The organism is Vibrio chagasii (assembly GCA_041879415.1).
Classification (GTDB): domain Bacteria; phylum Pseudomonadota; class Gammaproteobacteria; order Enterobacterales; family Vibrionaceae; genus Vibrio.
The window spans coordinates 2,537,084-2,550,110 of record CP090851.1 but is presented as its reverse complement, the minus strand read 5'-3'; the positions used below and the strand labels follow the sequence as shown (position 1 = coordinate 2,550,110).

The following is a 13,027-nucleotide window of genomic DNA, read 5'->3' as shown; positions in this document are numbered from 1 at the left end:
TTTTCTTTTCGGGTGCGGATTCTACCACCTAATCAATTCAATATCACTGCTTAACAATTGTCTTAGGACAAGGTTTTATCGCTATTTATTAATTTTTTGGATCAAAATAAATGGACTAAATAGTTTCGTTGTAACTATAATATGTTTCATATCGAAACTTACTGGTCTTTTTTAAATGTCGAAACGAAACACTCAGCTCAGAAGACATGCAATTTCTAACCTAGTGAACGAAAAAGGGGAGGTTAGTGTTGATGAATTGTCCGCTAAGTTCGAAACCTCAGAGGTCACTATTAGAAAGGACTTAGCGTCTTTAGAGAAAAACGGTCAGCTTTTACGCCGTTATGGTGGTGCGATTTCGCTACCGAAAGAGGTTGTAAACGAAGAATTGGGTCAAAAAGTTTCGACTCGAAAGGTTTCTCTAGCCAAAGCTGCTGCAGATTTAATTCGCGACCATAACCGCATCGTGATTGATAGTGGCAGTACAACGGGTGCCCTAATTCAGCAGCTCAATACTAAGCGTGGTTTGGTTGTTATGACCAACTCATTGCACGTGGCGAATGCGCTAAATGAACTAGAGAGTGAGCCGACGTTACTAATGACCGGCGGCACTTGGGATACCCACTCGGATTCTTTCCAAGGCAAAGTCGCAGAATCAGTACTTCGCGCATACGATTTTGATCAACTGTTTATTGGGGCTGATGGTATCGACCTCGACAGAGGCACAACCACGTTCAATGAATTGGTTGGTCTAAGTAAAGTGATGGCTGAAGTATCACGAGAAGTGATCGTGATGGTTGAGTCTGAAAAAGTGGGACGAAAGATCCCTAATCTAGAGCTGGCATGGGATCACGTCGACATCCTCATTACAGATACAGACTTGAGCAAAGAATCTCAGGCAAGTATCGAGTCGCACGATGTTCGAGTGATCTTAACGGATCCAGCGTAAAACTAATTTTTAACTATTATGCATTTAACTTCCTATAATTAATCTTATTAAAGATATGGCCTTTGCTTGCTGCCAATAGGAATAAACGAAATTGATGGAGTCAAACTATGTGTGGAATTGTTGGTGCAGTAGCACAGCGTGATGTAGCAGAGATTTTAGTAGAAGGCCTTCGCCGCCTAGAATACCGTGGCTACGACTCAGCGGGTGTCGCTGTGGTTGATACCGAATCAAATCTGACTCGTGTACGTCGCTTAGGCAAAGTACAAGAGCTAGCTGACGCGGTAGAAGAGCAACAAGTTGTTGGTGGTACTGGTATTGCGCATACTCGTTGGGCAACACACGGGGAGCCATCTGAAGCTAATGCACACCCACACATGTCTGGTGATATCGCGGTAGTACACAATGGTATTATCGAAAACCACGAAGCACTGCGTACTATGCTAAAAGAGCGCGGCTACGAGTTTACTTCACAAACAGATACTGAAGTTATCGCACACTTGGTTGAGTGGGAGCTTCGTACTTCAGACTCTCTAGTTGAAGCACTGCAGAAAACAGCAAAACAGCTGGATGGCGCATACGGTACAGTAGCGGTTGATCGTAAAGATCCTTCACGTATTGTTGTTGCTCGTTCTGGTAGCCCAATCGTAATCGGCTTTGGTGTTGGTGAAAACTTCCTAGCATCTGACCAACTAGCGCTACTTAGTGTGACACGTCGCTTTATGTACCTAGAAGAGGGCGATGTTGCAGAAGTGACTCGTCGTGAAGTTAACGTATTCGATGCAAACGGTGAGCGTATTGAACGTGAAATCGTTGAATCTAACGCAGAGCACGATGCGGGTGACAAAGGTAAATACCGTCACTTCATGCAAAAAGAGATCTTTGAACAACCAACTGCACTGCTCAATACAATGGAAGGTCGTATCTCAGATACGTCTGTGATCACCAATGCTATCGGCGTTAAAGCGGAAGAGATCCTTAGCAAAGTTGAACACGTTCAGATCATCGCATGTGGTACTTCATACAACTCAGGTATGGCGGCACGCTACTGGTTTGAATCGCTAGCTGGCGTAAGCTGTGACGTGGAGATCGCTTCTGAGTTCCGTTACCGTGACTTTGTGGTTCGTCCAAACAGCCTGCTTGTTACGTTATCTCAATCTGGTGAGACGGCAGATACGCTAGCAGCCCTTCGCCTTGCTAAAGAGAAAGGTTACATGTCAGCGATGACAATCTGTAACGTAGCGGGCTCTTCATTGGTTCGTGAATCTGATTTTGCTTTCATGACTCGCGCGGGGACAGAGATCGGTGTTGCTTCAACAAAAGCGTTTACTACGCAGCTTGCAGCAATGCTGATGATGGTAACGTCTATTGGTCGCCTACAAGGTCGTATCGATGAAGCGAAAGAGACGGAAATCGTTCAAGCACTTCACCAACTGCCAACAGACATCGAGAAAGCACTGGCATTTGATAAAGAGATCGAAGCACTAGCGACTGACTTTGCTGATAAGCACCACACACTATTCCTAGGCCGTGGCGAGTACTACCCAATCGCAATGGAAGCATCTCTAAAACTGAAAGAGATCTCTTACATCCACGCTGAAGCATACGCTGCAGGTGAGCTTAAGCACGGTCCTCTAGCTCTGATTGATGCAGATATGCCAGTAGTGGTTATTGCACCAAGTAACGACCTGTTAGAGAAGCTGAAATCGAACGTAGAAGAAGTACGTGCGCGCGGTGGTCTACTGTACGTATTCGCAGACGAAGACGCAGGTTTTGAGGGCGATGAGAACATGAAGATCATCAAGATGCCTCACGTGAGTGAAGTAACGGCACCTATTTACTACACGGTTCCAATGCAGTTGCTTTCTTACCATGTCGCGCTAATCAAAGGTACCGACGTTGACCAACCTCGTAACCTAGCGAAAGCGGTAACGGTTGAGTAACTCTCTGGCAGTCTACAAAAGTTAGATAAGAATAAAGCCCATCTTATGTGATGGGCTTTTTTGTAGCTGTTACCTTGCACACTTGTCTTCTGGTGTCGCTATAAGTCTCAAGCGTTAAGAGCTTGCTCTAGGTCTGCAAGGATATCTTCGATGTGTTCAATCCCTACTGATAGGCGAATCATCTCTGGTGATACTCCAGCTTGTTTCTGTTCAGCTTCGCTTAGCTGACGGTGCGTTGTCGAAGCTGGGTGACAAGCCAGAGATTTTGCATCGCCAATGTTTACCAAGCGCTTGAAGATTTGTAGTGCGTCATAGAAGCGAACACCTGCTTCATAACCATCTTTTAGGCCAAAAGATAAAATCGCCGATGGCTTACCCTGCATGTATTTTTCAGCCAGCGGGTAAAATTCTGAACTTGGTAGACCTGCGTAGCTTACCCAGCTGACTTTCTCATGTTGGCTTAAGTATTCAGCTACTTTCAATGCGTTCTCTGTGTGGCGTTCCATACGTAACGACAGCGTCTCCAAGCCTTGCATCAACATAAAGGCATTCATTGGCGACAAGGCTGCGCCAGTATTCCGCAATGGTACTGTTCGAGCACGTCCAATAAATGCTGCCTCTCCAAAGGCTTCGGTATACACCACTCCATGATAAGAGGGCTCAGGCTGATTAAACACCGGGAAGCGATCTTTGTGCTCTGCCCATGGGAATTTACCTGAATCGACAATCACACCACCCAAGGTTGTGCCGTGACCACCCACGTACTTGGTTAGTGAGTGAACTACAATGTCAGCACCAAACTCAATAGGTTTACACAGCACTGGAGTTGCGACTGTGTTATCGACAATCACAGGGACACCTTGTGCGTGAGCAAGTTCAGCGACACGTTCTAGGTCGATGATATTACCCGCAGGGTTACCGATACTCTCACAGTAAACCGCTTTGGTTTTTTCATCGATTAACTCGGCTAAGCTTTCTGGTTTGTCGTCTTTAGCAAAACGAACTTCAATCCCTTGGTTTGGCAGCATGTGGGCAAACAAGGTGTACGTACCACCGTAAAGCTGAGGTGTTGAGACGATATTGTCACCGATTTGTGCCAATGTCTGAATCGCGTAGTTGATTGCCGCGCTGCCCGCACTGACAACTAAGCCTGCGATACCGTCTTCTAGCGCAGCCATACGTTTTTCCAACACATCGTTGGTTGGGTTCATAATACGGGTGTAGATATTGCCTGGTACTTCTAGGTTGAACAGATCAGCACCATGCTGAGCATCGTCAAATTCATAGGCGACAGTTTGGTAGATAGGGGTAGCAACGGATTTCGTGGTTGGATCGGTTTCGTAGCCGAAGTGAATCGAGAGTGTTTCGTCTTTCATGTTTCTTCCCTGAATGATTGAGCGATTTATATACAACCATATTGCCGATTTTTTTATAAAAGAAAAGTAAGCTTAGTCACAGAGAGGCAATTGGCATTGTGTACTGTGGAGTTCACTCATTCAGGGATGTATTGAAATGAGTAGGGTATAAAGAGTAGCGAGCTTAGAAAAGCAAAAAGCCAGAGCAGCGTGAACTGTTCTGGCTTTTCTAATTTGGTGGCCCCTCCCAGATTTGAACTGGGGACCGAACGATTATGAGTCGTGCGCTCTAACCACTGAGCTAAGGGGCCGTAGGGCATAGATTATAGGGGAAGCATTCATTGGTGTCTAGACACTATAAGGGGCAATTCCGCTTACATCTTAGCCACTTAAATCACACAGGTACAAAAAAGGTGAGCTATAGCTCACCTTTTCTTAATTATGCTTAAAAGCTAATCACATCAATGTGTGTGATTACTCGTCTAGGAAGCTGCGCAGAGTTTCTGAACGGCTTGGGTGACGAAGTTTACGTAGTGCTTTTGCTTCGATCTGACGGATACGTTCACGAGTTACGTCGAACTGCTTACCAACTTCTTCAAGAGTGTGGTCAGTGTTCATGTCGATACCGAAACGCATACGCAGTACTTTAGCTTCACGAGGTGTTAGGCCAGCAAGAACGTCTTTAGTTGCACCGCGTAGGCTGGTTGCCGTTGCTGAGTCTAGAGGTAGTTCTAGTGTTGTATCCTCGATGAAATCACCTAGATGCGAATCTTCGTCGTCACCGATTGGTGTCTCCATCGAGATTGGCTCTTTAGCAATTTTCAGTACTTTACGGATCTTGTCTTCAGGCATTTGCATGCGCTCAGCTAGCTCTTCCGGAAGTGGTTCACGACCCATCTCTTGTAGCATTTGACGAGAGATACGGTTTAGTTTGTTGATCGTTTCGATCATGTGAACCGGAATACGGATAGTACGCGCTTGGTCGGCAATCGAACGAGTGATTGCTTGACGGATCCACCATGTTGCGTAAGTCGAGAACTTGTAACCACGACGGTATTCAAACTTATCAACCGCTTTCATCAGGCCGATGTTACCTTCTTGGATTAGATCCAGGAATTGTAGACCACGGTTTGTGTACTTCTTAGCAATCGAGATTACTAGACGTAAGTTCGCTTCAACCATCTCTTTCTTCGCACGACGAGCTTTCGCTTCACCGATAGACATACGACGGCTGATATCTTTGATGCTTTGAACTGTCAGAGAGGTCTCTTTCTCGATCATGTCCAGTTTCTGGATTGAACGACGAATATCACCTTCGTGACGTTTGATCTTTTCTGCGTATGGCTTGTCAGAAGCAAGAACTTCATCTAACCATGCTTCGCTTGATTCGTTGCCAGTAAATAGAGCAATGAAAGATTTCTTCGGCATTTTGCCGTACTCAACCGTTTGACGCATGATTAGGCGTTCTTGAGTACGTACACGATCCATAGAGTTACGCAGTTCGTTTACTAGGTAATCAAACTGTTTTGGTGTTAGGCGGAACTCTTTGAATACGTCTTGCATCATTGTTGTTGCAAGCATTGCTTTCGGGCTTTCATGACCGTATTCGTTGATCGCTAGCTGACGGTTTTGGTAGCTAGTACGAAGCGCTGTGAACTTCTCAAGAGCAAGCTCAGGGTCGATACCTGTATCTTCTTCTTCCTCTTCAGCTTCATCATCAACGTCTTCTGCGTCTTCGTCATCCAGATCAGTTTCAGCAAGTTCTGAACCGATGTGAGTTGCTGTTGGTGCAGCGGTGCCATCGTCATCTGGGTCAACGAAGCCGTTGATTAGGTCTGTTAAGCGAATCTCTTCTGCTTGTACACGGTCAAACTGTTCCAAGATGTATGGAATAGTACCTGGGTACTCAGCAACAGATAGTTGAACGGTGTTGATACCATCTTCAATGCGTTTCGCAATGTCGATTTCGCCTTCACGAGTCAGTAGTTCAACTGTACCCATTTCACGCATGTACATGCGAACTGGGTCAGTAGTACGGCCAATCTCGCTTTCTACGCTTGAAAGCGCAGCAGCTGCAGCTTCGGCTGCGTCTTCATCTATATTGGCATCGTCATCATTAAGCGCTAGATCATCAGCATCAGGTGCAGTTTCAACTACTTTGATGCCCATGTCGTTAATCATTTGAATGATGTCTTCTACCTGTTCAGAATCCACGATTTCTGCAGGTAGGTGGTCGTTTACTTCGGCGTAGGTCAGATAGCCTTGTTCCTTGCCTTTAATAACAAGTAATTTAAGCTGTGACTGCGGATTTTGATCCATAGATGATATCCAACTTCAGGTCTGGTGAAGGACGTTGCATTCTCAAATGCAAACCAATTATGTTAACAAATTTATTAAATGCTGACTAATCAAACAGGGTTACGCTTTTAGATCTAGCATTAAAGCTAGTAGCTCCCTTTTTTCTTCGGCTGATAAACCGACACTTCTTGCTTTGGCCTGCAGGTTTTCAATTTGTTTTTCAACGCACTGGGCAAGTATTTTGTCCAATGAGTCTAAAAATATGTCTTCTTGATTGTCTTCGTCGAGGGGGATTTCCCAGCTCGCGAGACGAGACAGAAGAGCCTCATGTTTATTATCTCGCCAGTGCTCTAATAACTGGCCGGTGTTGATATGGGGATGCGCGTGGCATTTATCAAGTACTTCGACGAATAAACTTAGTCCAGGCAATGGTAAGCCTTTGACACTTGATAAATCCGGTACCATATCAGCATAGCTCGGATTTTGGATAAGCAAAGCGATAACTTCACGCATTGGAGTTCGCTTGAGCTCTTTATGCGGTTGAGGTGTCGGGTTCTGTGTATGAACACGAGCACGTCTCAGTTGGTTATCAAATCCAGTTCGTTCATCCAATAATTTTTCGAGCAACTCTTGGAAATAACTGTCAGGAATTTTATTAATTAAGGCGCTTGCGTGCGCACGCAGTGCCGATTTTCCTTCGGTTGTGCCCAAGTTAAGTTTGTGTATTTCTATCAGGTTGTCGAACAAATAGGTCGATAGTGGCGTTGCATTTTGGACGAGCTGCTCAAAAGCGGCCTTACCATGTTCTCTAATATAGCTATCTGGGTCTTCACCATCGGGCAAGAACAGAAACTTGAGTGTGTTACCTGTTTTCAGGTACTCAAGTGCATTTTCTAGAGCGCGCCATGCAGCCTCTTTACCAGCTCGGTCACCATCGTAACAACAAACCACAGTGCTGGTTTGTCTAAACAGCATCTGGATATGGTCACCGGTTGTTGAGGTGCCTAGTGAAGCCACCGAGTAATCTACACCATATTGCGCAAGCGCCACGACATCCATGTAACCTTCAACCACAAGGACTTGAGGTGGTTCACGGTATGCCTGCAATACTTCATAAAGGCCATAGAGCTCTTTACCTTTATGGAAGATAGGCGTCTCTGGTGAGTTTAGGTATTTTGGTGTGCCGTCTTCTAAGACACGACCACCAAAACCAATTACACGACCACGACGATCACGAATCGGGAACATGACACGGCCACGGAATCGGTCATATCGGTTGCCTTTATCATTCTCGATCAACATGCCGCCGGTCACGAGCATGTCTTGGGCTTCTTTTTGTTGGCCAAAGTTCTTACGAACTAAGTCCCACTCATCGGCCACGTAACCAATGCCAAATTTCTGGACGATTTCGCCCGACAGACCACGATTTTTGAGGTACTCAATCGCAGGTTTATTGGCTGCTATTTTTAGCTGAGAACGATAGAACTGGCTAATGCCGCCCATTAAATCATAGAGGTTACGTTTTTGTTCTGTGTTGGCTCTTGGTGCGGTAGAAATCTCACCGCTACGTTGTTCTCTTGGAACATCGAGCCCTAAGAAAGAGGCCAGCTCTTCAATAGCTTCAACAAATTCAAGGCGTTCGAACTCCATAATGAAGTCGATGGCATTGCCGTGTACGCCACAACCAAAACAGTGATAAAACTGTTTCTCTTGGCTTACGCTAAAAGAGGGGGTCTTTTCGTTATGAAACGGACAACAAGCGCCGTAGTTTTTGCCTTTTTTCTTAAGTTTCACGCGTGCGTCTATGATGTCGACAATGTCGAGACGCGCTAGGAGATCATCGATGAAACTACGCGGGATGTGTCCTGCCATAAAACCTTAGAAAAATGCACTAACTGAGAGTGTGGATAATAATAGTTTGAATGGGTTACAGATACAAACAAGCCGTGCGTTCCGAAGGATTGCACGGCTTGTTGCAATTTGATTTGGGATTAAGCGAGTTTAGAACGAACTAAACCACTAACTTTACCCATATCTGCACGCCCTTGAATTTGTGGTTTCAAGATAGCCATTACTTTACCCATGTCTTGCATGCCCGCAGGTTGAGCTTCTGCAATTGCGCTATCAAGTAGTGCGATTACTTCTTCTTCAGTAAGCGGTTGAGGCATAAAGCCTTCAAGTACAGCAATTTCTGCTTGTTCCACGTCAGCAAGATCTTGACGACCAGCTGATTCATATTGAGCAACAGAATCGCGACGTTGTTTAACCATTTTTACTAGTACAGCAAGAATGTCGTCATCGCTCAGAGTAATCTGTTCGTCGACTTCACGTTGCTTTACAGCAGCAAGAGCTAAACGGATAGTGCCAAGGCGCGGTTTGTCCTTGGCTTTCATCGCTAATTTTTGCTCTTCTTTGAGTTGTTCAATAAGAGCCATAACTCAGTCCTTATGGATTAAGTTATTAGTACAGGCGAACGCGACGTGCGTTTTCGCGAGCTAGCTTCTTAGCGTGACGCTTTTGAGCTGCTGCTTTAGCGCGTTTGCGAACTGTAGTTGGCTTTTCGTAGTGCTCGCGACGGCGAACTTCAGAAAGGATACCTGCTTTTTCACAAGAGCGCTTGAAACGACGTAGTGCAACGTCGAACGGTTCGTTTTCACGTACTTTAACTATTGGCATATGCCTTTCACCTCAGGGGTTATTCATTATCGCTGGCTACTGATGACCAAATCAGAAAAATTATCCGTAGACAACTTTCGATTAAGTGTGGTCTCTAACCAGCTTGATCAAAAATGGTGCGGAATTTTAATCCGATCAGAGTGGCTTTGTAAAGCACTTTGTCGATTATAGTCTGTACAATATTTGTTTGAAGAGCTTAGGCAGGGTAATATTGCGCTAATTTCCCATTTTAGACGAAAGCGTGCCGAGAAAATTATGCGCATTATTGGTATTGAAACCTCTTGTGATGAAACAGGAATCGCAATTTATGATGATGAGCAGGGTCTGCTTTCTCATCAATTATACAGCCAAGTAAAGCTGCACGCCGATTACGGTGGTGTAGTCCCTGAGCTGGCATCACGTGATCACGTGAAGAAAACAATTCCGCTAATCAAAGCGGCTCTTAAAGAGGCAAACCTAACCTCTAAAGACATCGATGGTGTGGCTTACACGGCTGGCCCTGGCCTTGTTGGTGCGCTGCTTGTTGGTGCAACGATTGGTCGCAGCATTGCTTACGCTTGGGGTGTGCCAGCTGTACCTGTTCACCATATGGAAGGTCACCTCCTTGCTCCTATGCTAGAAGATAACCCACCACCGTTCCCATTTGTCGCTCTGCTTGTTTCTGGTGGTCACACAATGATGGTCGAAGTGAAAGGCATCGGTGAATACAAGATCCTTGGTGAATCGATTGATGATGCAGCAGGTGAAGCGTTTGATAAAACGGCGAAGCTGATGGGCTTAGATTACCCTGGTGGTCCGTTGCTATCTCGACTGGCGGAAAAAGGCACGCCGGGCCGCTTTAAGTTCCCACGTCCAATGACGGATCGTCCGGGCCTGGATATGAGCTTTTCTGGTCTAAAAACCTTTGCTGCGAACACGATTCGTGACAATGACGATAGCGAACAAACTCGTGCCGACATCGCGTATGCGTTCCAAGAGGCCGTTTGTGGCACCTTGGTAATCAAGTGTAAGCGTGCCTTGGAACAGACGGGCATGAAACGTATAGTAATTGCTGGTGGCGTAAGTGCAAACAAACAACTGCGTGTTGAACTTGAAGCACTTGCTAAGAAAATTGGTGGCGAGGTTTACTACCCGCGCACTGAGTTCTGTACTGATAACGGTGCGATGATCGCTTATGCCGGTATGCAGCGCCTGAAAAATGGTGAGACTGCTGATCTTTCAGTTCAAGCCACACCGCGTTGGCCGATTGACCAATTAGAGCCAATTGCGTAAGACATCAAAATGTTTCGATAAACGGTCGCCTTGTGCGGCCGTTTTTATATCTTAGCTTACCGACTATATGTCGATAAATAATTGCTGATAGAGATTAGGGAAGAAGATGAACAAGTTCACTGTAGATAATCAATCGATGGCGTACCTAGATGAAGGCCAAGGCCCAGTTGTTGTTCTAGGGCATAGCTACCTTTGGGATAGTACGATGTGGAAGCCACAGGTTGAAGCATTAAAATCTCAGTACCGTTGTATTGTGCCTGAACTTTGGTCTCATGGTGAGTCTCAAGCGGCACCGAGTGCAATGGGCAATCTAAAAGGCTACGCTCAACATGTTCTGGTACTGCTTGACCATTTAAACATCGAAGAGTTTTCTGTGGTGGGTTTATCGGTTGGTGGTATGTGGGGCACTGAGCTTGCGGAGCTAGCACCGTCACGTATCAAATCTTTGGTACTGATGGACACTTTCGTTGGCTTAGAGCCAGAAGTCGCACACGCGAAGTACTTCAGCATGCTCGATACGATTTCTCAAACTAAGATGGTTCCTCAACCGATTATTGAAGCGGTTGTGCCACTGTTCTTTGCTAATGATGCACAAACTAACACGCCAGCTTTGGTTGAAGGCTTTACTCAACAGCTATCGGCATTACAGGGGGAGCAAGCAGAACAAGTCGCTCGAATTGGTCGTATGGTGTTTGGACGTCGTGACATGATTGAAACGATTGAGAAGTTTGCGCTACCTGTATTGGTTGCTGTCGGCCAAGAAGACAAACCACGCCCAGTACTTGAATCTTACCTGATGCATGATTGTATTTCAGGTAGTGAATTGGTGGTGATCCCTGGCGCGGGACATATTAGCTCGCTAGAACAGCCAGAGTTCGTAAACACTATGCTGAAAGAGTTTTTAGGTAAGCACCTGCTGTAGTTTATCTATCGCTCAAAATGGTCGGCTTAACTTTAAATTAAGGTTAAGCCGATTTTTTTTGTCCGAGTTTTGGTTCACTGCCATCCAGTAGGCGGCGGATGTTCTGGTGATGACGCAGCACGATCAAGCAACACAGCATAGCTACAGGCAGGGTATATTGCGGTTTGACTAACCAAGCGTAGAAAGGGGCAAGTAGTACGGTCACCAATGCTGCCAGAGACGAGTATCGAAACAAAAGCGCAACTACTAGCCAAGTTGCCATGATCATTCCGGTTAGGTCGAATCCAATTGGAGCGATCGCACCCAGCGCCGTTGCTACACCTTTACCACCTTTAAAGTGGAAGAAGATCGGGTACATATGACCAAGACAAGCTGCAATCGCAACAATACCTAAGATGATTGAGTCGATACCGAGAAAGTAACCAAGCCAGACTGGAATGGTACCTTTTAACATGTCACAGAGTAATACTGCTGCTGCGGCGCCTTTGCCACCGACACGTAACACATTGGTCGCACCTGGGTTGTTTGAGCCCACCGTTCTAGGATCTGGAAGCCTTAAGACTCGGCATATCAAGACCGCACTAGAGATTGAACCTAGCAAATAGGCAGCAATGATCATGATAAGTGCCAATGGGGTCATGTCTGTCCTTTAACGGTTATGCGCCTAACGATGGGAAAATAATGCTCAATCCAAGAGTAATTGATATCATATCTCGAATTACGCAAATAATACGTTTTTTTCCCAAATTTGGGTATCCGACCTCTAAAAGGACAAGTCATGGCACTGGATAAAGTTTTCATTGAGCAGCTAGAAGTAATTACAACGATCGGTGTTTACGATTGGGAGCAAGAGATCAAACAAAAACTGGTGCTTGATATTGAAATGGCTCATGACAACCGCCTAGCAGGCAAGAGTGATGATGTGGTTGATGCTTTGGATTATTCGAAAGTGAGCACTGCAGTACTTGATCACATTGCGAATGGCCGTTTTCTACTAGTAGAGCGTGTTGCTGAAGAAGTCGCAGAGCTTATTATGACTCAGTTCTCTGTTCCTTGGGTTAAAATCCACTTAGCGAAGCCTGGTGCGGTTCCTCAAGCAAAAGCGGTGGGTGTGATCATCGAACGAGGTCAAGCATGACCATCGCCTATGTTGGTGTTGGCACGAACATAGACCGCGACAAGCATGCAAGGGTGGCATGGATAGAGCTTCAATCGTTAGGGACTAACCTTAAATGCTCTAAAATCTATCACTGTGAGCCTGTCGGTTTTAATAGCCATCCATTTTATAACTTTGTGATAGAGCTCGACACGTCACTTTCATTGACTGAATTTTCACAAGAACTTCGTAAAATTGAGTACAAATGGGGGCGCGCGCAAGATGCACACAAACTTCAGGACCGAAATTTGGATCTTGATATTGTGCTGTTTGGCAATGAGGTATCTGAGTCTGCTCCAGAGTTACCGCGCAGTGATATCTATAAATATCCTTTTGTAACACAACCACTTTATGATCTTTGTCCTGCGAGAGTTATCCCGCAAGACGGGAGAACCGTCAGTGAAATATGGCAGAAGATGCAGCAACTAGACTCGCTCTCTGTCGTAGATATAAAACTATAAT

General features: G+C 45.5%; 12 protein-coding genes and 1 tRNA gene. 6 read left to right on the top strand and 7 right to left on the bottom strand.

Translation table 11 applies throughout. The features are described 5' to 3' along the window. The first annotated feature begins 175 nt into the window (after positions 1-175). Both L0991_11440 and glmS read left to right on the top strand, forming a co-directional pair. Positions 176-946, top strand: a complete 771-nt coding sequence (locus L0991_11440) for a DeoR family transcriptional regulator (protein ID XGB62017.1) — start codon at positions 176-178, stop codon at positions 944-946. Positions 947-1,053: 107 nt separating this feature from the next. After that, entirely contained in the window at positions 1,054-2,886 is a 1,833-nt protein-coding gene (gene glmS, locus L0991_11435) for a glutamine--fructose-6-phosphate transaminase (isomerizing) (GenBank protein ID XGB62016.1), read from the top strand. A gap of 107 nt (positions 2,887-2,993) precedes the next feature. On the opposite strand, the gene L0991_11430 is transcribed toward glmS, so the two are convergent. The 6 genes from L0991_11430 to rpsU form a co-directional block, all read right to left on the bottom strand. After that, positions 2,994-4,262, bottom strand: coding sequence for an O-acetylhomoserine aminocarboxypropyltransferase/cysteine synthase (locus L0991_11430; GenBank protein ID XGB62015.1), 1,269 nt, complete (start codon positions 4,260-4,262; stop codon positions 2,994-2,996). 214 nt (positions 4,263-4,476) lie between these two features. Next, positions 4,477-4,552, bottom strand: a tRNA-Ile gene (locus L0991_11425). A gap of 163 nt (positions 4,553-4,715) precedes the next feature. Then, complete coding sequence (gene rpoD / locus L0991_11420) at positions 4,716-6,560, bottom strand: RNA polymerase sigma factor RpoD (GenBank protein ID XGB62014.1); 1,845 nt, start codon at positions 6,558-6,560, stop codon at positions 4,716-4,718. A gap of 99 nt (positions 6,561-6,659) precedes the next feature. Next, the gene (dnaG, locus tag L0991_11415) at positions 6,660-8,411 is read right to left on the bottom strand and encodes a DNA primase (GenBank protein XGB62013.1); all 1,752 of its coding nucleotides are present in this window, start codon (positions 8,409-8,411) and stop codon (positions 6,660-6,662) included. Between the two features lie 119 nt (positions 8,412-8,530). Beyond that, complete coding sequence (locus tag L0991_11410; protein XGB62012.1) at positions 8,531-8,974, bottom strand: GatB/YqeY domain-containing protein; 444 nt, start codon at positions 8,972-8,974, stop codon at positions 8,531-8,533. A gap of 25 nt (positions 8,975-8,999) precedes the next feature. Further along, complete coding sequence (gene rpsU / locus L0991_11405) at positions 9,000-9,215, bottom strand: 30S ribosomal protein S21 (GenBank protein XGB62011.1); 216 nt, start codon at positions 9,213-9,215, stop codon at positions 9,000-9,002. Between the two features lie 255 nt (positions 9,216-9,470). On the opposite strand from rpsU, the gene tsaD reads away from it, so the two are divergent. Continuing rightward, positions 9,471-10,487: a tRNA (adenosine(37)-N6)-threonylcarbamoyltransferase complex transferase subunit TsaD gene (gene tsaD / locus L0991_11400; protein XGB62010.1), complete on the top strand. Its 1,017-nt coding sequence runs from the start codon at positions 9,471-9,473 to the stop codon at positions 10,485-10,487. Positions 10,488-10,593: 106 nt separating this feature from the next. Further along, positions 10,594-11,409 carry an alpha/beta hydrolase gene (locus L0991_11395; protein XGB62009.1) on the top strand — a complete coding sequence of 272 codons (816 nt, stop codon included), beginning with the start codon at positions 10,594-10,596 and terminating at the stop codon, positions 11,407-11,409. A 43-nt stretch (positions 11,410-11,452) separates the two neighbouring features. On the opposite strand, the gene plsY is transcribed toward L0991_11395, so the two are convergent. Next, positions 11,453-12,049 carry a glycerol-3-phosphate 1-O-acyltransferase PlsY gene (plsY, locus tag L0991_11390; protein ID XGB62008.1) on the bottom strand — a complete coding sequence of 199 codons (597 nt, stop codon included), beginning with the start codon at positions 12,047-12,049 and terminating at the stop codon, positions 11,453-11,455. A gap of 138 nt (positions 12,050-12,187) precedes the next feature. Between plsY and folB the strand changes: the two genes are divergently transcribed. After that, positions 12,188-12,547, top strand: coding sequence for a dihydroneopterin aldolase (gene folB / locus L0991_11385; protein XGB62007.1), 360 nt, complete (start codon positions 12,188-12,190; stop codon positions 12,545-12,547). Then, on the top strand, positions 12,544-13,026 hold the full coding sequence (gene folK / locus L0991_11380; protein ID XGB62006.1) for a 2-amino-4-hydroxy-6-hydroxymethyldihydropteridine diphosphokinase: 483 nt from the start codon (positions 12,544-12,546) through the stop codon (positions 13,024-13,026). Before folB ends, folK begins: the two co-directional genes overlap by 4 nt. Position 13,027 lies beyond the last annotated feature (1 nt).